Here is a 20,556-nt window from a genome sequence, read left to right on the forward strand (position 1 = left end):
GGCCGACCCCAGGGCTGATTAAGGGCCGGCCCGATTGCCGGACAGGGAGCACGCCGCCTCTCTCCATCACCCCGCGCACACTGCCGCGATGTCGCTCAATTCCGGGTGCGCCCCGGCCGAACAGGACGGGCAATCCGGATCGACCGGAACCGCGATCTCGTTGAACTCGCCACGCAGGCCGTCATAGAGCAGCAGCCGGCCGGCCAGCGGTTCGCCGAGGCCGAGCAGCAGCTTGATCGTCTCTGCCGCCATGATGGTGCCGATCACGCCGGGCAGCACGCCCAGCACACCGGCTTCGGCGCAGGACGGCGCATATTCGGCCGGCGGCGGTTCAGGGAAGAGGCAGCGGTAACAGGGGCGCACGCCCGGTGCCGCTCCGCCGAACACCGACACCTGCCCTTCAAAGCGGAAGATGGCGCCATAGACGTTCGGCACGCCCAGCCGCAGGCAGGCATCGTTGACCAGATAGCGTGTCGGCAGATTGTCCGAGCCATCGACCACCACATCGTGCCCGGCCAACAGCTCCAGCACATTGGCCGCTTCCAGCCGCGTGTCGTGCGACACCACCTCGATCGTCGGGTTCAGATCGAGCAGGGTGCTGCGGCCGCTCTCCACCTTGCGCTGGCCCAGCCGGCTTTCGGCATGCAGGATCTGGCGCTGAAGATTGCTGCGCTCGACCCGGTCGTCGTCGATCAGGGTCAGGCGTCCGACCCCGGCGGCGGCGAGGTACAGCGCGATGGGCGAGCCCAGCCCGCCGGCGCCGATCAGGGCGACACGGCTGCGCAGCAGCCTGTGCTGTCCGGCCTCCCCCACCTCCGGCATGGTCAGGTGGCGGCGGTAGCGCTCGCGCTGGGCGGCATCGAGCTGCGGCGGCACCTCCACCGGCAGGCCGCTGGCCTTCCAGGCGGAAAAGCCGCCGGAGACCGACCGCACGTCCCGATAGCCCAGCCGCAGCAGATCCTCCGCCGCGAACAGCGACCGGGTGCCGCCGGCACACATCAGCAGCAGAGGACGCGCCGGATCGGGCGCCTTCTCCTCGATCCGCAACTCAAGGAAGCCGCGCGGCAGGCGCAGCGCACCGGCCGGGCTGCCCGTCGCCGTCTCCTCATCCTCGCGGACATCGACCAGCAGGGCACCGTCCCGTTGCAGGGCCAGCGCGTCAGCGACGGCGACTTCTGCGATGCGGGCGCGCAATTCGGCGAGGCGCCGGTCCTTCAGGCTCATGACGCGAGGCTCCTCAACCGCCAGCCAGGGCGACCATCAGGGTCAGGGTGGCGCCGGCCGGCAAGGCCGCTTCCAGCCCGCCCAGCCGCCGGACATCGTCGCGGCCGAGATAGACATTCACGAACCGGCGCAGGTCGCCCTCCGCGGTGAACAGCCGGTCGCGGAAGGCATCCTGCCCGGCGGTCAAAGCCGCCAGCGCCTCGCGCACCGTGGCGCCCGGCACCGTCACCTGATCGTGCCCGCCGACGAAGCCGCGCAACGGGGTCGGCACGCGGATGGTCACCTCAGCGTTCGTCACGTCTGCATCTCCTCTTCCGGCATCGCCTCTCCAGCAGGCTCCTGCGCCGCCGCCTGGACGAGCGCCGCTTCCGCCTCCACCGCCAGCTGGCGGAACAGATCGCGCACCTGCTTGGCCCGCATCAGGTCGATGCGCAGGTCCAGCAGGTCCTTGAAGCCATATTCATACGACCAGACGTCGGCCGGCGCATCAACCCGGCAGGCGGTGCTGGCAACATGCTCGGCCAGCAGTTGCTCCACCGTTTCCTTGGGCTGGCGGCTGGCGTCGCCGAAATGCAGCTCCATCACGCGCTCGACCAGCGCCGCCTCTTCCGCGGTGGATTCGTAGAGTCCGCGCAGGCGCAGCTCGTTCAGCACCGGCTTCGTCGTCCGCGCCAGGAATCGGCGCGGGACCAGCCAGAGCCGCATCGCCCGTTCGATGGCCAGCTCGGTCATCAGTTCGCTGAACTCGTCATCGGTCAGGTCGTTGCGGCGGCACCAGTCGGCCAGCGCCTCCGCCCCCACGAGTCCGCGCATGGCGCAGAAACGCCGGGTTTCCGTCCGCACCGCCGCCTCGTCCACCGTGACGCCCATCACCTCCGCGAACTGGCGGATCAGCAGGCGGCCGAGTGCGGCGTTGTTGATTTCCGCAAAGTCCGGCCGGTGCAAGGCGGCGTGGGAGGCGATCTCCGACAGCGGGACCGTGTTGCCGCCGTGGCAGACGCGGCGGTCGCGCTCGTACAGGACATCGAAATAATGGGACGCGTTGAAGTCGAACGGCGCCGGCCGCGGCGGCATGATGAGGCTGCCGAGATGGCTGAGCAGAACCTCCGCATCGCGGCGCTTCTGGTCGATTCCGCCGCTTTCCAGGAAGCGCTCCAGCCGGTCCGTTTCCTCCGCGCCCAGTCCGGCTTCGGCGAAGATGCGGTCGCGGGTGCGTTCTGTGAAGTACAGCCCCTTGGCCGCGGCGATCACCCGGTCGTGCAGGGCCCGGTCCGCCGCCCCGGCAGCCAGTGCCGCCGCCATGCTGGCACGCAGGTTCACCAGCGGCTCCGACAGCGGGAACCAGCCGTCTTCCGGACCGGCATGGGCCAGCGCCACCTCGTCGTCGCCGGTCAGCCGGCCGTCGACATAGCCGCGTGCGACTTCGCCGACCGGCACCATGCCGAAGGGATGGCATTCGGCCGCCCGCAAGGCGCCCATGCTGGACGCGCCATAGACCGCCACGCCCTTGTGCAGGGCATAGAGGATCTCCTTGTGCCAGACCGACAGCGACTGACCGAACACCCCGTCGATCAGGGCGATCACGTCCGGCCGGTGGATGGTCATGGCGCTGATGATGTCGGCCTGCGCCGCCGGGGGCAGGAACACCGCATCCGGCAGAATCGCGCGGGCATCCTCCACCGGCATGGTGGGGCCCAGGAACACACAGATCTTCATGCGACCGATCCCATTTGCGCTTGAGACGCATGTGCCTTCAGAGCGTCCGCGAAAGCCAGCGGCCGGGCACCCGGAGTGTAGAAGTCGAACTGGTAGCCTTCCAGCCCCGGCACCAGAATCCGCACCACCGGAATGCCGATCTCCGGCAGGGTAAGGTCGAAGACGAGCGCCTGCTCGATCCCGGCGCGGTGCAGGACGGTCAGCAGAACGGTGATGTCGCCTTCGAAAGTCGGGGTGGCATGGTTCCGGTGACGCCGCCCGTCGGTGTTGATCGGCGTCGCCTCCAGCGCCGCGATCTCGGCATTGCCGTCGGCATTCTGATTGCGGACCAGGTCGCGGCGGAAGAAGTCGTCGCGCGAACCGGCGATCAGGACCAGCCGCGACTGCACCGCCTCGGTCAGGGCGCGGCACATGGCAACGGCCGGCTCCAGATGGCTGCCATAGCCGCGGTTCATGCCGGTCTTGCGCATCTCGCGGTCATAGACGATTGCCATGTAGCTCGGCACGCCCAGGTCCGTCGTGACGTCGAACAGCAGCGGACGGATGCCGGCCTGCTCGAACCGGTGCAGCAGGTCGCGCACGGTCGGCGCGTCGATGCTCTCCAGATTGACCCGCGGCGTCGGCCAGTTGAGCCGATCGCCGGCATAGCGCCAGCAGGCCACGGAGTCGCGCTCGATCACCTCGTAGAGGCCGGCGGCGACCGCCTCCAGGATGTGGTTGCCGCTGGCCAGACCGTTGGTGCCCATGGCGTAGAAGCTGCGGGCCCCCGGCTTGGTCCCCGGCGGCATGCTGTGCAGCCCGACCGAGGTCCAGGGAGCGGCGACCGGCCGCCCGCTCATCAGGTCCCAGCCCCAGGTCCAGATCTCCGGCCGGTCGGGACGGAAGGAGCCGTGCTTGGTTCCCGGCAAGCGGTCCAGCGGGATGCGTCCATCGGCCGGCAGGTCGTTCCACGCCGCCTCGACATGCGGCAGGCGCAGATGCTCGGCATGGTGGAACTCGATCGCCTCCATCGCGGCAGAGACTGTCGCTGCAGCGAGGCTGAAACCCTTGCCGGCACTGCCCGACAGGGTCGGGCTGTTTGGCCGGTGCCCGATGACGGTGTGGATGCCCAGACGGTCCAGCCCGGTCACGTCGGCCAGCCGCGTGATGCCGCAGCGGGCGAAATGGGGCGAGATGCGGGCCAGCGTCTCTTCCGGCGTCGCCGTGCGGTGGGTGCCGATGAAGAAGCGCTTGGCGGCGCGGTGGACGGTGTCGCCCAGGCGGATGCCGGGGAACTCCGGATAGACGGTGTCGGGCGATGCGCTGTCAGCCATGGGATGGATCAGGACTCGCGGTTCCGGCCGGTTCGGAGGGAGATGGATTGTCGCCCCGCAGGGCGCGGGACGCGTAATGACAATGAGGGGCCGGCCGTCTCCCGTGAGGATAGGCCGGCCCCGATGCGATTACGCCTCGGTCTTGGGATCGTCGCCAGCCGCTGCCGGGCCCTGCGATGCGGAGGCCGACGCGCCAGGAGTGGCCGCAGCGGAGGTTGCCGAAGCGGACTGCGCCGCAGCGGACGTCGCCGACGCGGAGGTTGCCGATGCCGACATCGCCGATGCGGAATGAGCGGAAGCAGGAGCGGCGACCGCCGAGAAAGCCGGAGCCGGGACAGCCGACGCAGACTGCGCGGCAGCCGAGAACGCCGACGCCGGGGCGGCGACCGCCGAGAAGGCCGGGGCCGGAACAGCCGACGCAGACTGCGCGGCAGCCGAGAACGCCGATGCCGGGGCGGCGACAGCCGAGAAGGCCGGGGCCGGAACAGCCGACGCAGACTGCGCGGCAGCCGAGAACGCCGATGCCGGAGCGGCGACCGCAGAGAAGGCCGGGGCCGGAACAGCCGACGCAGACTGCGCGGCAGCCGAGAACGCCGATGCCGGAGCGGCGACCGCCGAGAAGGCCGGAGCCGGGACAGCCGACGCAGACTGCGCGGCAGCCGAGAACGCCGATGCCGGGGCGGCGACCGCAGAGAAGGCCGGGGCCGGAACAGCCGACGCAGACTGCGCGGCAGCCGAGAACGCCGATGCCGGGGCGGCGACCGCCGAGAAGGCCGGAGCCGGGACAGCCGACGCAGACTGCGCGGCAGCCGAGAACGCCGATGCCGGGGCGGCGACCGCCGAGAAGGCCGGAGCCGGGACAGCCGACGCAGACTGCGCGGCAGCCGAGAACGCCGATGCCGGGGCGGCGACCGCCGAGAAGGCCGGGGCCGGAACAGCCGACGCAGACTGCGCGGCAGCCGAGAACGCCGATGCCGGGGCGGCGACCGCCGAGAAGGCCGGGGCCGGGACAGCCGACGCAGACTGCGCAGCGGCGGAGGTCGCCGACGCGGAGGTCGCCGAGGCCGAAGCAGCCGAAGCGGAGGCGGATGCCGACTGCGCGGAGGCGGAGAAGGCGGGCCCCGGAGATGCCGACGCAGAGGTGGCGGAAGCCGACGTGGCCGAGGCGGAGGTCGCAGAGGCCGAAGTGGCAGAAGCGGAGGTGGCGGAAGCCGACGTCGCCGAAGCCGAGGCGGCAGTCGCAATCGACTCGACCGCCACGGCGCTGTCCAGACCGCTCTCTTTGCCGGTCAGGGAGTTGAAGGCGTCGGCAGCGGCGCTGTGGACATGGTCGGGAAGGACACCGCCGAACCCGCTCTGTGCCAGCAGGGCTTGCTTGCCCTGAATATCGAGGGCGTTCAGCTGATTACGGAATTCGCCGTCGGTGGCGAGGCGCTTAATGAGGGCGAGTGCCTGTTCCTTGGCCATTTACGGGCCCCTCCTGCAATCGGTCAGCCAATAGGATTGCTGCGAATGGAATGCAACGGCTAAACCAATAGCATAGGCAATCCGCAAAAATTCTAGTGAAAATGCACAAGAATCGGCGATTGCCTCGGAAATTTTAAGTCCGGCACCGCCGCTCCCGACACCGGCAAGGTAGGTCGCATGGCATTAGCGCAATACGCCCTCCGCAATACGCCGCCTTGCACGCCATTCCTCGCGTGTCTGGTGCCAGACATCCGCCTCCGGCGGGTTGACCGGTTCGGGCAGTAAGGTTGTCCCACGCACCTCCGCCCCCAGTTTGAGCGCCACCGCCTGCGAGGCCGTGTTGCGGGGATGGATGGTGTGAATGACTTCGGTCCAGCCGAGATGGTCGAACACCCAGTCGATGGCTGCGGCAGCGCTCTCGACCGCATAGCCCCGGCCCCAGCGATCCGGCATGATCGCCCAGCCGATCTCCGGCCCCGGCCAGCCATCCGGCACCCACGGCCCAACACGGCCGACCCAGCGGCCGGTCTCCTTCTCGATGACGGAGAACATGGCGAAGCCCTGGATCGACCACGCACCCGCCATCGACAGGAAACCGCGCCAAGCCACCGGACGCGACTGCACGCCACCGATGAACTCGGTTCCCTCCGGATTTGCCATCATCGCCGCCCAGTCATCGAAATCTTCCGCCCGGGTCGGCCGCAGGATCAGGCGAGCGGTTTCCAGCATCGGTTCATCCCTGGGGACCATCATCGCGCCGCCTCGATCATCAGCAAAAAGCGCAGCCATGCCGCGAGAACCCTCCTACACACCGCCCGAGGGAAAGATCGGGGCGAAAACTTCACAACCGAAGCGTATTTATCGAAACCCGTTCGGCAACGGATACAAGAAACATCATTCACAAGCATCGAACCTGCGTCCAGAGCGAACTGTCGGCACCACCACTGCACAGCATGACCTTGACCGAACACAGTAGGCTTTCTGGGCTAGAGCGACGCCGCTGATCGGATCCCATATAATGGGGCGATGCCCGGCCGTTCCATGCGGCCCGGGCGGACAAAAAGAACAGACACTAGTACGGAGCATAACGATGTCGCGGTTTCGGATGGCGATTCTGGCCCTGGCGGCGGTGAGCGGCGCGACCCTGGCCCTCTCCGGTTTCAGCGGCGGCGCCGCAGCCCAGTCCAAGCTGGATTCCTCGGGCAAGCCCGTTTGGGACGAAAGCCACAATCAGCGTCCGACCGCGGCCAGCGACCGCGCGCTGCCGGCCGGCGTGGTGACCCTGCGCACGGCGACCTCCGCCCCCGGCCTGCTCGGCGTCTATGCCGTGAACGGCCTGCCCTTCGACATCGTGCTGAGCCGGGTCGACGCCACCCAGTGCATCAACATCGTGCCGGAGGATTGCGGACTGCTCGGCACCGACATCCGCGTCGCCACCGGGACGGAGGTTCTGGTGCGCAGCGTGCGGCAGGCCGACATGACCCGCACCTATGGCGTCGTCCCGGTCTACAACTGGCGCCCGGCCGTCGCCGCCAAGTAAGCCTGTCGCTATCGCAGGACCGCCGCACGCTCTCGCGGCGGTCCCGCCACCCCCCACTCTCCCGTCTATTTCCTTGACTTCCCGTCACCTGCGGGCTGAATGCGCGGGAGATCAGACGGGTTGCCGGCGATGATGTCCTTGTCCAAGATTATCCTTCTTGCGCTGGTGATCGGCGCGGTCTGGTTCGGCTGGCGCTGGGTCAACCGCGTGCAGGAGATCGGCCGCGCCCGCAACGCCGCCCGTCGCCAGGATGCCCCCCCTCCGCACGGACGGCGCGACGGCACGGCCGGTGGCGCGTCCGCGCGCAGTACCGGCGCGCCCGTCCCGGCCATGGAGGCGGAGGACATGGAGAAATGCCCGGAATGCGGCGCCTATGTCGCCCCGCGCTCCGCGGTGTCCTGCGGCCGCCCGGCCTGTCCCTACGGCCGCTGACACGGTTGCCGACGGGGCAATCGCCTCCCGCCCTCCCCCGATACGATGCCGCGGCGACGCGATCTGCCGCGCTGCGGCTTGATTTGACGAAGGCGCCCGCCTATCGTGCGGCGCGTTTTCAACATTTCTATTGTGGACCGTCCATGGCCTCCCAGATCGGGACTTCCGACGGCGGAACTTCCGCCGACCGCCGCGGCCTGTCGTTCCAGGCCCTGATCCTCAAGCTCCACCAGTTCTGGTCGGAGCAGGGTTGCGTCATCCTGCAGCCCTACGACATGGAGGTCGGCGCCGGCACCTTCCACCCCGCGACCACGCTGCGCGCGCTGGGTCCTGAGTCCTGGAAGGCGGCCTATGTCCAGCCGTCGCGCCGCCCCAAGGACGGCCGCTATGGCGAGAACCCGAACCGCCTGCAGCACTATTACCAGTACCAGGTCATCATGAAGCCCTCGCCGGCCAACGCGCAGGAGCTTTATCTGGACAGCCTGCGCGCCATCGGCATCGACCCGGCGCTGCACGACATCCGCTTCGTCGAGGACGATTGGGAAAGCCCGACGCTGGGCGCCTGGGGACTGGGCTGGGAAGTGTGGTGCGACGGCATGGAAGTGACGCAGTACACCTATTTCCAGCAGGTCGGCGGCATCGAATGCGACCCCGTCGCCGTCGAGCTGACCTATGGGCTGGAGCGCCTCGCCATGTATGTGCAGGGCGTGGAGAATGTCTACGACCTGGACTTCAACGGCCAGGGCGTGAAATACGGCGACGTGTTCAAGCGCGCCGAGATCGAATACTCGAAGCATAATTTCGAGTTCGCCAACACCGACATGCTGCTCCAGCATTTCAAGGACGCCGAGGCCGAATGCCAGGCTCTGGTGGCGCAGAACCTTGCGCTGCCCGCCTATGACCAGTGCATCAAGGCGTCGCATCTGTTCAACCTGCTGGACGCCCGCGGCGTGATCAGCGTTGTCGAGCGCGCAGCCTATATCGGCCGCGTGCGCACGCTGGCCAAGGCCTGCTGCGAAGCCTGGACGGGGGCGAAGTAAAAACATGGCTCAGATCCTGAATAACGAACTTCTCATCGAGGTGTTCTCGGAAGAAATTCCGGCACGCATGCAAGCGAAAGCTGCGCTGGATTTTCGCCGTCTGATCGTTGAGAAGCTTGCGGCCGCTGGTTTGGGCTTCCAAGCTGCCGTAGAGCAGTCCACCCCTCGTCGGATTGCGCTGGTGGTGAATGGACTTCCGGACCGCACCGAAGACGTCAAAGAAGAGAAGAAGGGTCCGCGCGTCGGTTCGCCGGAGCAGGCCGTCGCCGGCTTCCTGAAGTCGGCCGGTCTCGACAGCCTAGACCAGTGCGAGCAGCGCGACACCGGCAAGGGCGTGTTTTACTTCGCAGTGACCGAGAAGAAGGGCCGCGAGACCGCCCAGGTGCTGGCGGAGATCATCCCCGCCGCCATGGTCGCACTGCCCTGGCCAAAGTCGATGCGCTGGGGCACCGGCACCGCGCGCTGGGTCCGTCCGCTGCACTCGATCATCGCCCTGTTCGGCGGGCGCGTGCTAGACGGCGGCTATGACATCGGCGGCACCCAGGGCCGCATCGCCTTCGGCAACAGCACCCGCGGCCACCGCTTCCTGGCGCCGGATGCCTTCACGGTGGAGAGCTTCGCCGATTACCGGGAGAAGCTGCTGGCCGCCAAGGTCGTGCTCGACCGTGAGGAGCGCAAGGCCAAGATCAAGGCCGATGCCGAGGCGTTGGCCACCGCGCAGGGCCTGACCCTGTCGCCCGACGACGCGCTGCTGGAAGAGGTCGCCGGCCTCGTCGAATGGCCGGTCGTGCTGATGGGCAGCATCGACGAGAGCTTCATGGACGTGCCGTCGGAGGTTCTCATCACCTCCATGCGCACCCACCAGAAGTATTTCGCCGTGCTGGACGCCGACGGCCGGATGGCCCCGCGCTTCGTCGTCGTGGCGAACACCGAGACGCTGGACGGCGGCAAGGCCGTGGTTGCCGGCAACGAGCGCGTGCTGCGCGCCCGCCTGTCCGACGCCAAGTTCTTCTGGGACCAGGACCGCAAGACCAAGCTGGAAGCCCGCGTCCCGGCGCTGGAGAAGATCACCTTCCACGCCAAGCTGGGCACGGTGGCCGAGAAGGTCACCCGCGTGCAGCTGCTGGCCGCCGAGATCGCCCGCGCCATCGGCGCCGACAGCGACGCCGCCAGCCGCGCCGCGCTGCTGTGCAAGGCCGATCTGGTGACCGAGGTGGTCGGCGAGTTCCCCGAGGTCCAGGGGATCATGGGCCGCTACTACGCGCTCGGCCAGGGCGAGAGCGCCGACGTCGCCAACGCCATCGCCGACCATTACAAGCCGCTGGGTCCGTCGGACAACTGCCCGACCGCGCCGGTTTCGGTTTCGGTGGCGCTCGCCGACAAGATTGACACGCTGGTCGGCTTTTTCGCCATCGACGAGAAGCCGACGGGCTCGAAGGACCCCTACGCGCTGCGCCGTGCCGCGCTGGGCGTGATCCGGCTGGTGCTGGAGAACGGGCTGCGGGTGAAGTTGGGCGAGATCTTCGCGGCGGCCCATGGCGCCTACAAGGTCAGCGGCTTCGCCCCGGCCGGCAGCGTCGGCGGCGACCTGATGTCCTTCTTCGCCGACCGCCTGAAGGTGGTGCTGCGCGAGCAGGGCGTCCGCCACGATCTGGTGGATGCGGTGTTCGCGCTCGGCGGCGAGGACGACCTGGTCCGGTTGCTGGCCCGCGTGAAGGCTCTGCAGACCTTCGTCGGTTCAATTGAGGGCACTAATCTGCTAGCGGCCTATAAACGCGCCTCCAATATCGTCCGCATTGAGGAGAAAAAGGACAGCGCGGCCTTTGATCAGGCAGTCAACGAAACCGGGTTGGTTCAGGACGAGGAAAAGGCACTATACGTAGCCCTTAAAGGCGCATTGGCCGATGCTGCCCCTCGATTGATTGCGGAAGACTTCACTGGCGCCATGGCGGCGCTTGCCACACTACGTTGGCCAGTGGACGCCTTCTTCGACAAGGTCACGGTGAACGCGGAGGACAAGGACCTGCGCGCCAACCGCCTGCGCCTGCTGACGCAGATCCGCATGACGCTGAACGCGGTGGCCGACTTCTCGAAGATCGAGGGATGATGAAATCGGGGGGCGTTCGCGCCCCCCTTTTTTACAGCCCCGCCAAGGCCCGCCGGATCGCCTCGCGGAAGGCATCGAGCGATGCGATGTCCAGCAGGAACAGTGCATGACCGCTGGCATCGCCGGCGGCGAGCGCCATGTCGATGCGCACGAACAGCACCGGATCGGTGCCGGACCCGATGACCGCCGCCGGTGCGCCGGCGCCATAGCCCGGAACCGCCCCCAACAGCTCACCGCCGATCAGGTTGGACAGGCTGGCGAGGCAGCCGTTCAGGATGATGTTGCCGATCTCGGTCAGCGCGTCCTGCTCCATCTCGCCCGGCGCCTCGGCGGCGGGATCGACGGGGACGAGGCGGCCGACCAGGGCCAGCGTGCCGCGCTCGGGGAAGATCAGCATCGCTTCGCCGGTGAAGGGACCGGTGAAGGCGCCGCGCACCGCGCAGACTGGCTGCTCGCCATCCAGCTCGTCGCCGACCTCGCTGGTGATGCGGGCACGGGTCGAGACTGCGAAGGACGGTACCGACAGATGCACCTCCTCCCCCAGCATGGAGCTGAGGGCGGCGGCGGGCTCGCCCATGCCGATGTTGAACAGTTCGGCGATGGCGTCGGCCTCGTCGGCGTCGAGACGGAGCGGGTCTTCCGCCGATGGAACCGATCCGGGCTGTCCCATCGCCATCACTGCCCGGCCGCGGCGAGGAAGTCGCGGATCTTGTCCGAAGTGATCGGCTTGGCGATGAAGCGGACGCCCAGCGCCTCGGCCTTGCGCCTCAGCGTGTCCTGGACGTTGGCGGTCAGCAGCCCAATCGGCAGGCCGACGAAACGCTCCTTCAGCCGTTCGGCGAGAACAAGCCCGTCCATGCCCGGCATGTTGTAATCGACGATGGCAGCGACCGGCGGCGCCTCGCCGACGATCTCCAGCCCCTCCTCGCCGCTCGCCGCGGTGACGATGGTCCAGTCGGGCCGCAAGGAGGCGATAACGCTGGAAACCATGTTGCGCGCAAGTCGGCTGTCGTCGACGACGAGGATGCTGGTCATGCCGATACTTCCGTCCTAAAGAGTCCGTTCACACCTTACCGGCTTATTACCGCAAAGCGTTCCTGCCCACAACAGACGCCTCATATCAGGCCCGACAACTTCAACCGACACAGCCCTGCAATATATCAATGCTCAGTCCCGACAAAGCCGTCCCCGACATGCTTGGCTCCGCCACCCGCTCTCCCGTCCGGGCCGTGCTCGACACCAACATCCTGGTGGCCTATGCGCTGCTGGGACGTGCTGCTGCCCGGCGCCACGATGCGATCCGCCGGTGCGTGGAGCGGGTGCGTGCCGACCGCGGCCTCGTCGGCAGCAGCGAAACGCTGTCGGAACTGCGGGAGGTGCTGATGCGCCCAACCTTCGACCGCTACGCCGCCGCGACCGACCGCCGCGCTTTTCTGGATCGGATCGCCGAGGAGATGACCCTGGTCGCACCGGCCGCGGTCGGTCGGCTGTGCCGCGATCCGGAGGACGACATGTTCCTGGCCGCCGCCGTCGGCGGCTCGGCTCCCTGGCTGGTGACGGTCGACCGTCAGCTCCTGTCGGTGCGCCACGCCGGCACCACGCGCGTGCTGCGGCCCGAGCGATTCCTGGAAGCGGTGGCTTTCCAGGATGCCCTGCAGCCATAGACCGACAGAATCCACTCGACAAACTGACCGCGATTTCTAGAATGAAAAGAGAACACATCGCAAACTGCGAGTGAACGGGATTGGCTGCCGCAGCGCTGGCGGCATCGATGGAGCGCAGGGGGCATCTGCAGCGATGAGCGTCCAACGGCTATTGTTCGACGACCTGCCGGAAAGCGAGCCGGTGCGCAAGCCGCGCCGGGCGCGGGCTTCCGCGACGGGTGCCGCCCCCTCGACCATGGCCGCCCAAGTCGCCGTGGACGTGGTGCGGGAAGCCGCACCGCTGCCCCGGACGGCGGCGATGGCGGCGAGCGTCGCGACCCTGCCGCTCGCCCCCCCGGCCCCGCCGCCTCCCCCGCCGGCCTTCGACCCGGCAGCACTGTCCAACGCGGAATTGCGGGCACTGGTGCAGGCGCTGCCCGATCAGCGGCTGGCCCATCTGCTGATCGAAGCGGCGCGCGAACTGAAGCGCCGCGCCGCCCCCGACTCGGGGGATACCGACTGCGAGGACGGAGAAGGTGCGACGGAGCCGAACCCCGCCCTGCTGCGTGCCGCGCGGCAGGCGATGGGAGAGCTCTCGGGCGAGGATTTCTGACACGCCAGTCTCACTGCCCCAGTCTCACTGCCGGGTGCGTCCCTTCGTCAATAAAGTTTCCGAGACAAACCACACGGCTTTATGTCATGATCCCTTCCAGCCCACGCTTTACATGCCGCATCGCACAATAAAGCGGTATCAAAGCGCCACCGGGCACGCCGAACCCACATGCGACGTCTCCCGGAGGGAGCTTTGGACTGGATTTCGTGGTTGCAGGAATGGGGGAACGCCTTTTACCCGATGGCCTTTGTCTGGGCCTTTTTTGAAGGTGAAACATTTGTAATCTTTGGCGGGATGGGCGCCAAGCTCGGTATCGTCAATCTTTACTGGCTGGTCGGGTCGGTGTGGGTCGGCAGTTTCCTGGGCGATCAGGTCTGGTTCTGGCTGGGCCGCCGTTGGGGCAAGAAGGCGCTGGCCCGTTTCCCCTCCGCCGATGCCCACGCCTGCCGGGTGCTGGGCTGGCTGGAGAAGTACGGCGTCGCCTTCATCCTGGTCTTCCGCTTCCTCTACGGCGTCCGCAACATCGCGTCGGTCGCCATCGGCACCTCGGGGATGCCGTGGTCGCGCTTCCTGTTCTGGAACTTCATCGCCGCCGGCATCTGGGCCTGGAGCTTCGCCGGCGCCGGTTACCTGTTCGGTGAGGCCGCCGCCGCCATCGGTGAGGATGGACCGAAGATCCTGCTGCTGACCGGTCTTGCCATCGGCGGTCTGTGGCTCGCGATCAAGAGCATCCGCTGGGTCCGCCGCCGCGCGCTCGCCGCGACCAACCCGGCCGAGTGACTCCCGCGCCTGAGCGCGGTTGAGCCTGAGACAGGGCCGGGGCGGGAGGTCGTTGACCACCCGCCCCGGCCCTCTTTCGTCAGCCCTCAGGCATCCTGCATTTCCTGATCCTTCAGCCGCTCCCAGATTTCGCCGAACTCCGCATGGCGGGCGGCGAACAGCGCCAGCAGGCGCGGATCGAAATGGACCTTGGGATTCAGACGGTCGTCACCGTTCAGCAGGATGTCCACCGTCTTCTCATGGCTGAATGACGGCTTGTAGGGCCGGGCGCTGCGCAGCGCGTCATAGCAGTCGGCAATGGCGACAATGCGGGCGGCGAGCGGGATTGCCTCGCCCTTCAGGCCGAACGGATAGCCGGTGCCGGCCCATTGCTCGTGATGGTACAGCGCGATCTCGGCGGCCATCTTCAGCCGGTCCGATGCGACCAGGATGTCGTGGCCATAGACCGGATGGCGCCGCATTTCGGCAAGCTCGCGCTCGTCGAGCCGGCCCCGCTTGTGCAGGACCGCCTGATCGACGCTCATCTTGCCGACATCGTGCAGGGCGGCGGAAAACCGGATCTCCCGGCAGAAGGCGCGGCTGCAGCCGGCCCAGGTCGCCAGCAGGTAAGAGTATTCGTTGACCCTCAGGATGTGGTTGCCGGTGTCCTCGTCATGCACCTCGGCGGCGCGGGCCAGCAGATTGACCGACACCATGAAGGCACGCTCCGTTTCCGCCTGGAGTTCGGCGACACGGCGGCGCTCCTTGGTCAGGGCGCGGTTGCGTTCGGTCAGCCGCTCCAGCGTCGCAGCGCGTTCCAGCGCCCGCCCGACGATGTGATTGACCGGGGCGATCATCTGCTCGTGATCGGGCAGAAAGGCCGGCGGCCCCTCCAGCGGGCGGCGGTTGATCAGCTGCACCACGCCGATGGGCCGGTCACGGAACCCCTTCAATGCGAAGGCCATGATGGACCGGGTGCGGAAGCCGGTGCGCTGGTCGAAGGCGGAGTTGAAGCTGTAGGGCCGGTCCGCCGGAATGGCATAGGCATCCGCCAGCAGCAGCGTCTCGCCGGTCGCGGCGACATAGCCGACGATGGAGGCTTGGCTGACCGGCACCGAAAACAGCGTCGGCCTGGCGCGGACCACGTCGTTCTGCACGCTGACAGCATCGAGATGCCGGTGCCGTCCCTGCCCGCGCAGCATGAAGACCGTGCCGGCCTCGGCACCGGTCAGCTCGCGGCATTTGCGCAGCACCCGATCGCTGAGCGATCGCAGCGACTGGTTCGGGGCACTTTCGATAAATTCAAGGAATTGGCCGACCAGACCCACAGCGCTCCCCCACCCCGGCGCACGACAATGGCGCTCCGAACAGAGTACCCCATTTGTCGCACCCGGCAGAAGGGGCTTGCGGTTACGAAAGTCACGCGCCGATCACAGGTCACAGCCTATCCATCACAGCCCCATCCACCCGCCGGCCCACAGCCAGACCGCCGCCACCGCCATCGACAGCAGCGCCATCGGCACGCCGCAGCGCGCATGCTCGACGAACCCCAGCTTGACGCCGGCGGCGGCAGCCCGCTCCGCCACGATGATGTTGGCGAGGCTGCCCGGCAGCAGCAGGTTGCCGGCGAGGGTCGACAGCAGCGCCAGCCCATAGAGCGCCCCTTCCGGCGGCGACGGCCAAGCGGCCAGCAGCAGGATCACCGCCGGAACGTTGCCGATGGTGTTGCTGCCGGCCAGCGACAGCGGCAGCATCACCGCCAGCCGGTCGGGAAGCCATCCGGCCGCGCTCAGGTCGTTGACCAGCGCTGTCGGGATGCCGGTCAGGCCCAGCGCATGGTTGATCGCGAAGAGCGCGCCGAACAGCACCAGAAGGTGCCAGTCGACCATGCCCAGCATGTCGCGGCTGGCCATGCGGCGGCTCACCATCATGATGCCGGCGATCAGCAGCACCGCATGCTCCTGCGGGATGTCGCGGGTGAACAGGATCAGCAGAACGAGCGTCGCCGCCACCGCCTTGCCCAACTGCCAGCGGTCGAGCTTCGGCGCCGCCTGCACGACGCCCTCGTGCCCTTCCTGGGGCATGCCGAAACGGCCGCGCCAGACCAGCCAGACGGTCGCATAGGCGATGGCCATGGCGGCCAGCGCCGGGCCGCCGCAGATCGCCAGGAAGCGCCAGAAATCGAGATGCCCGACCTGCCCGATCAGGATGTTCTGCGGGTTCCCGATCATCGTCGCCGCAGACCCTGCGTTGGCGGCGCCCGCCAGCCCGATCAGGTAGGGCCGCGGGTCCAGCTTGCGCGCCTGGAGGCCCAGGCACAGCATCGGCGTCATGGCGAAGACGACCACGTCGTTCGCCAGCACCGCCGACAGCCCGCCGGCGACCAGCACGATCACCGCAAGGAGCCGCGCCGGCGACTTCGCCGCCTGCGCCACCTTCAGCGCGCACCAGTCGTAGAAGCCGCTGCCGGCATATTGCGCCGACAGGATCATCAGACCCAGCAGGATGAAGATCGTCGGGAAGTCGATGGCCGACACGGCGGCGGCGGTATCCAGCGCCCCGGTCGCCAGCAACAGGATCGCTGCGACCAGCGCGATGCCGGTGCGGTCGATGCGCAGGCCGGGAAAGCCGCCCAGCGCCATGCCCAGATAGGTGGCGGCGAACAGAATCAGGATGGTTGCGGTCATAATGCCCGATGCACAGGGAATGTCAGTCGAGGGAAATGGTGGTGCCTTCGCGCGCGGCAAAGCAATTTGCGAACTCTGCCTTGGCCGCCGCCTCGATCCGCTCCATCGTCGCGTCGTCGTGGTCGGGATCGTGGTGGAACAGGCCCAGCGTCTTCACATGGGCCGCGCGGGCGATCCGCACCGCTTCCATCCAGGTAGAGTGGCCCCAGCCGATCCGCTGCCGCCATTCCTCATCGGTGTAGGTCGAGTTGTAGAGCAGCAAATCCACCCCGTCGACAAGGTTCAGGATGTTGCGGTCGGGGTGATCCGGCACATGTTCGGTGTCGGTGACATAGGCGACCGACCGTCCCTGATACTCGATCCGGTAGCCGGTGGCGCCGTCGGGATGGTTCAGCGCCGCGGTGTGGATGCGCACCCCGCCCTCCAGCTTGAAGCTGTGGCCGGGCGGCACCTCGAGGAAGCTGAGATCGCCACCCATGGTGCGCAGCGGCACCGGAAACAGCGGCCGTTCCATCTGGCGCGCCATCACCGATTCGATGTCGGGACCGCCGTTGAGATGGCCGGAGATGACGCGAAGACCGAAACCCTTGGTGTAGGCCGGCGCGAAGAAGGGAAAGCCGCTGATGTGGTCGAGATGGGTGTGGCTCAGCAGCAGCGTGGCGCCGGTCACCCCTTCGGCCAGAAGCTTGCGCCCCAGCATCCGCAGCCCGGTGCCGGCGTCGATGATGATCCGCTGCTTGCCCGCCTGCACTTCGACGCAGGAGGTGTTGCCACCGAACCCCAGATGCGAGGCCATTGGGCAGGGAATGGTGCCGCGCACGCCCCAAAAGGTGACTGAAAACCCCATTCCCCGCCTCCAGGCGCGCTCATATGCCGATCCGACCCTTTGGAACGGCGAGTTTAACGCGATTTTCCGGTCTGTACACGACAGAGCATGAACGGCGGAAGGCGCCTGCCGCTCCCCAGCCGGAAAAAGAAACGGGGCCGCTTCGCATGAAGCAGCCCCGTCGATCTCGATCGGTCACCTTGATCGGGCTTGGCCGTTTTCCTTACGACCCGGCCGTCTTACAGCTCGGCGGACATGTAGGCCGGCAGCCAGCCTTCGTTCGCCTCGCGCAGACGCTTCAGCGAGACGATCTCGCCGCCGCGGCCCGACAGCGACGTGCCGCGGGTTTCGCCTAGCACGGTGACCGGAACGCCGGCGGCCTTGGCCTTCTCCTGCACCGTCGCGGCGACGTCCGGACGGACGGCCAGGACGTAACGGCCCTGGTCCTCGCCGAACAGCGCGCGGACATGCTGCCCGTCGAAGCCGGTCAGATAGGCGCCGATGCCGCCGGCCAGCGCCATCTCAGCGATGGTGACGATCAGGCCGCCGTCGGCCGCGTCGTGGCTCGACACCACCAGACCCTCGTGGATCAGGCCGCGGACAAAGTCGCCGTTGCGACGCTCAACCGCCAGATCGACCGGCGGGGGTGCTCCCTCCTCGCGGCCGAGGATCTCGCGCAGGAAGATCGACTGGCCGATGTGGCCCTTCGTCTCGCCCACCGCGAGGATCACGTCGCCTTCATTTTTGAAGGCAACGCCCACGGCGATCATCGCGTCCGGCATGATGCCGACGCCGCCGATGGCCGGGGTCGGCAGGATGGCCTCGCCGTTGGTCTCGTTGTAGAGCGAGACGTTGCCCGACACGACCGGGAAGTCGAGCGCCTTGCAGGCCTCGCCGATGCCCTGAACGGCGCCGACGAACTGGCCCATGATCCGCGGCTTCTCGGGGTTGCCGAAGTTCATGTTGTCGGTGATGGCGAGCGGCAGGGCGCCCACCGCCGACAGGTTGCGCCACGCCTCGGCCACGGCCTGTTTGCCGCCCTCGACCGGGTCGGCGAGGCAGTAGCGCGGGGTGCAGTCGGTGGTGATGGCGACCGCCTTGGTCTGGCCCGGCACGCGGACGACCGCGGCGTCGGCCTGACCCGACATGAAGCGGGTGTCGCCGCCGACGAGGCTGTCATACTGCTCCCAGATCCAGCGCTTGGAGGCCAGATCGGGGCAGCCGAACAGCTTGGTCAGCGTGTCGCCCAGTTCCTCGGAATAGCCGTCGAACACGCTGTCGGCGACATCCGAAGCCTTCGGCGTCGGCTCCCACGGACGGTTGTATTCCGGGGCGGCGTTGGACACCGGGGCGATCGGCATGTCGCACCAGGTCTCGCCATACATCTTGATGACGAGGTTGCCGGTGTCGGTCAGGTGACCGATGACGGCGAAGTCCAGCTCCCACTTGTCGAAGATGGCCTTCGCCACCTCCTCGCGGCCGGGCTTCAGGATGATCAGCATGCGCTCCTGGCTTTCGGAGAGCATGATCTCATAGGGCGTCATCGCCTCTTCGCGCATCGGCAGGGTGTCGAGCGTCAGTTCGATGCCCAGGCCGCCCTTGCCGGCCATCTCGACCGACGACGAGGTCAGGCCGGCGGCTCCCATGTCCTGGATGGCGACGATGGCGTCCGTCTCCATCAGCTCCAGGCAGGCCTCGATCAGCAGCTTCTCGGTGAAGGGGTCGCCGACCTGCACGGTCGGGCGCTTCTCCTCCGAGTCCTCGGTGAACTCGGCCGACGCCATGGTGGCGCCGTGGATGCCGTCGCGGCCGGTCTTGGATCCGACATAGACGACCGGGTTGCCGATGCCGGCGGCGGCCGAATAGAAGATCCTGTCGGTCTTGGCGACACCCACGGTCATGGCATTGACCAGGATGTTGCCGTTGAAGGCCGGGTGGAAGTTGGTCTCGCCACCCACGGTCGGCACGCCGACGCAATTGCCGTAATGGGCGATGCCGGCGACCACGCCCGACACCAGATGGCGGGTCTTGGAATGGTCGGGCGAGCCGAAACGCAGCGCGTTCATGTTGGCGATGGGGCGCGCGCCCATGGTGAACACGTCGCGCAGGATGCCGCCGACGCCCGTCGCCGCGCCCTGGAAGGGCTCGATGTAGGACGGGTGGTTGTGGCTCTCCATCTTGAAGATGACGGCGTCGCCGTCGCCGATGTCGACCACGCCGGCATTCTCGCCGGGGCCGCAGATCACCTGCGGGCCGGTGGTCGGCAACGTCTTCAGCCAAACCTTCGACGACTTGTAGGAGCAGTGCTCCGACCACATGACCGAGATGATGCCCATCTCGGTGAAGGTCGGGGTGCGGCCCAGGATGTCCAGGGCGTTCTGGTACTCCTCGGCGGACAGGCCGAACTCCTTGGCGAGTTCGACGGTGACCGGACGCTCCTGCGCCCTGGTAGCTTCAGCGCTCACGACAGGGCCTCCACCAGACCTTCGAACATGGGCTTGCCGTCGGTGTTGCCGTGCAGGGACTCCACCGCGTCCTCGGGGTGCGGCATCAGGCCGAGCACGGTGCGCTTGGCGTTGAAGATGCCGGCGATGTCCGTGACCGAACCGTTGGGATTGCCGCGCGGATCGGCGCGGGCCTCGTCGGCGATGTAGCGGAAGGCCACTTGGCCCTCGCCGTCCAGACGCTTCACCGTTTCGGCGTCGGTCCAATAGTTGCCGTCGCCATGGGCGATCGGGTAACGCACGACCTGACCCTTGGCGTATTTTGCCGTGAAGGGGCTGTCGGTGTTCTCCACCCGCAGATGCTGGACGCGGCAAATGAACTTCAGTCCGCCGTTGCGCATCAGCGCGCCGGGCAGCAGACCGGCCTCGGTGATGATCTGAAAGCCGTTGCAGATGCCGAGCACCCGCACGCCCTGATCGGCCCGCGCCTTCACCTCGCGCATGATCGGCGAATGCGCCGCCATGGCGCCGGAGCGCAGGTAATCGCCATAGGAGAAGCCGCCGGGCACGACGATCAGGTCGACCTTGGGCAGTTCGGTGTCGCGGTGCCAGACCAGATGCGGCTTGGTCCCGCTGACGGCCTCCAGCGCGGCGACGGCGTCGCGTTCGCGGTTGGAGCCGGGGAAAACGACGATGGCGGCCTTCATGGGGCGGTCAAAATCCGGCGTCGTGAGGGGGAGGAGTT

General features: G+C 67.7%; 20 protein-coding genes. 7 read left to right on the forward strand and 13 right to left on the reverse strand.

Features of this window, described 5'->3' with window-relative positions:
• Nucleotides 1–66: 66 nt before the first annotated feature.
• The 6 genes from moeB to ACWPN3_RS20230 form a co-directional block, all read right to left on the reverse strand.
• Nucleotides 67–1,224, reverse strand: a complete 1,158-nt coding sequence (gene moeB, locus ACWPN3_RS20205) for a molybdopterin-synthase adenylyltransferase MoeB (protein ID WP_492240938.1) — start codon at nt 1,222–1,224, stop codon at nt 67–69.
• Nucleotides 1,225–1,237: 13 nt separating this feature from the next.
• Nucleotides 1,238–1,522, reverse strand: a complete 285-nt coding sequence (locus ACWPN3_RS20210) for a MoaD/ThiS family protein (protein ID WP_247872849.1) — start codon at nt 1,520–1,522, stop codon at nt 1,238–1,240.
• Nucleotides 1,519–2,940 carry a TfuA-like protein gene (locus tag ACWPN3_RS20215; protein ID WP_492240939.1) on the reverse strand — a complete coding sequence of 474 codons (1,422 nt, stop codon included), beginning with the start codon at nt 2,938–2,940 and terminating at the stop codon, nt 1,519–1,521. The genes ACWPN3_RS20210 and ACWPN3_RS20215 overlap by 4 nt, the downstream gene beginning before the upstream one ends.
• Entirely contained in the window at nt 2,937–4,253 is a 1,317-nt protein-coding gene (locus ACWPN3_RS20220) for a YcaO-like family protein (RefSeq protein ID WP_109096639.1), read from the reverse strand. Before ACWPN3_RS20220 ends, ACWPN3_RS20215 begins: the two co-directional genes overlap by 4 nt.
• A 129-nt stretch (nt 4,254–4,382) precedes the next feature.
• On the reverse strand, nt 4,383–5,720 hold the full coding sequence (locus ACWPN3_RS20225; protein ID WP_492240940.1) for a hypothetical protein: 1,338 nt from the start codon (nt 5,718–5,720) through the stop codon (nt 4,383–4,385).
• Between the two features lie 183 nt (nt 5,721–5,903).
• Nucleotides 5,904–6,449, reverse strand: a complete 546-nt coding sequence (locus tag ACWPN3_RS20230) for a GNAT family N-acetyltransferase (RefSeq protein ID WP_492261706.1) — start codon at nt 6,447–6,449, stop codon at nt 5,904–5,906.
• Between the two features lie 361 nt (nt 6,450–6,810).
• Between ACWPN3_RS20230 and ACWPN3_RS20235 the strand changes: the two genes are divergently transcribed.
• The 4 genes from ACWPN3_RS20235 to glyS all read left to right on the forward strand — a co-directional run bounded on the left by ACWPN3_RS20235 (nt 6,811) and on the right by glyS (nt 10,839).
• Entirely contained in the window at nt 6,811–7,260 is a 450-nt protein-coding gene (locus ACWPN3_RS20235) for a hypothetical protein (protein WP_109445826.1), read from the forward strand.
• Between the two features lie 132 nt (nt 7,261–7,392).
• A complete protein-coding gene (locus ACWPN3_RS20240) occupies nt 7,393–7,692 on the forward strand; it encodes a hypothetical protein (protein WP_247873374.1) in 300 nt (99 codons plus the stop codon).
• Between the two features lie 143 nt (nt 7,693–7,835).
• A complete protein-coding gene (locus tag ACWPN3_RS20245; RefSeq protein ID WP_492240942.1) occupies nt 7,836–8,732 on the forward strand; it encodes a glycine--tRNA ligase subunit alpha in 897 nt (298 codons plus the stop codon).
• A 4-nt stretch (nt 8,733–8,736) separates the two neighbouring features.
• On the forward strand, nt 8,737–10,839 hold the full coding sequence (glyS, locus tag ACWPN3_RS20250) for a glycine--tRNA ligase subunit beta (RefSeq protein WP_492240943.1): 2,103 nt from the start codon (nt 8,737–8,739) through the stop codon (nt 10,837–10,839).
• Between the two features lie 31 nt (nt 10,840–10,870).
• On the opposite strand, the gene ACWPN3_RS20255 is transcribed toward glyS, so the two are convergent.
• The gene (locus ACWPN3_RS20255) at nt 10,871–11,509 is read right to left on the reverse strand and encodes a chemotaxis protein (RefSeq protein WP_492240944.1); all 639 of its coding nucleotides are present in this window, start codon (nt 11,507–11,509) and stop codon (nt 10,871–10,873) included.
• A 5-nt stretch (nt 11,510–11,514) separates the two neighbouring features.
• A complete protein-coding gene (locus ACWPN3_RS20260) occupies nt 11,515–11,874 on the reverse strand; it encodes a response regulator (RefSeq protein WP_109445820.1) in 360 nt (119 codons plus the stop codon).
• A 128-nt stretch (nt 11,875–12,002) separates the two neighbouring features.
• On the opposite strand from ACWPN3_RS20260, the gene ACWPN3_RS20265 reads away from it, so the two are divergent.
• From ACWPN3_RS20265 to ACWPN3_RS20275, 3 genes are all read left to right on the forward strand, one after another.
• Complete coding sequence (locus ACWPN3_RS20265) at nt 12,003–12,503, forward strand: putative toxin-antitoxin system toxin component, PIN family (protein ID WP_492240945.1); 501 nt, start codon at nt 12,003–12,005, stop codon at nt 12,501–12,503.
• Between the two features lie 133 nt (nt 12,504–12,636).
• Nucleotides 12,637–13,095, forward strand: a complete 459-nt coding sequence (locus tag ACWPN3_RS20270; RefSeq protein ID WP_492240946.1) for a hypothetical protein — start codon at nt 12,637–12,639, stop codon at nt 13,093–13,095.
• Between the two features lie 240 nt (nt 13,096–13,335).
• On the forward strand, nt 13,336–13,875 hold the full coding sequence (locus ACWPN3_RS20275) for a DedA family protein (protein ID WP_492240947.1): 540 nt from the start codon (nt 13,336–13,338) through the stop codon (nt 13,873–13,875).
• An 86-nt stretch (nt 13,876–13,961) separates the two neighbouring features.
• Here the strand turns inward: ACWPN3_RS20275 and ACWPN3_RS20280 are convergent, their stop codons facing one another.
• The 5 genes from ACWPN3_RS20280 to purQ all read right to left on the reverse strand — a co-directional run bounded on the left by ACWPN3_RS20280 (nt 13,962) and on the right by purQ (nt 20,518).
• Nucleotides 13,962–15,182: an HD domain-containing phosphohydrolase gene (locus ACWPN3_RS20280; protein ID WP_492240948.1), complete on the reverse strand. Its 1,221-nt coding sequence runs from the start codon at nt 15,180–15,182 to the stop codon at nt 13,962–13,964.
• A gap of 123 nt (nt 15,183–15,305) precedes the next feature.
• Entirely contained in the window at nt 15,306–16,541 is a 1,236-nt protein-coding gene (locus ACWPN3_RS20285) for an SLC13 family permease (protein ID WP_109445814.1), read from the reverse strand.
• 22 nt (nt 16,542–16,563) lie between these two features.
• Complete coding sequence (locus ACWPN3_RS20290) at nt 16,564–17,388, reverse strand: MBL fold metallo-hydrolase (protein ID WP_492261707.1); 825 nt, start codon at nt 17,386–17,388, stop codon at nt 16,564–16,566.
• A 218-nt stretch (nt 17,389–17,606) separates the two neighbouring features.
• Nucleotides 17,607–19,832: a phosphoribosylformylglycinamidine synthase subunit PurL gene (gene purL, locus ACWPN3_RS20295; RefSeq protein ID WP_109445810.1), complete on the reverse strand. Its 2,226-nt coding sequence runs from the start codon at nt 19,830–19,832 to the stop codon at nt 17,607–17,609.
• Complete coding sequence (gene purQ / locus ACWPN3_RS20300) at nt 19,829–20,518, reverse strand: phosphoribosylformylglycinamidine synthase subunit PurQ (protein WP_492240949.1); 690 nt, start codon at nt 20,516–20,518, stop codon at nt 19,829–19,831. Before purQ ends, purL begins: the two co-directional genes overlap by 4 nt.
• Between the last annotated feature and the right edge of the window lie 38 nt (nt 20,519–20,556).

The organism is Azospirillum sp. UENF 111221 (assembly GCF_058780625.1).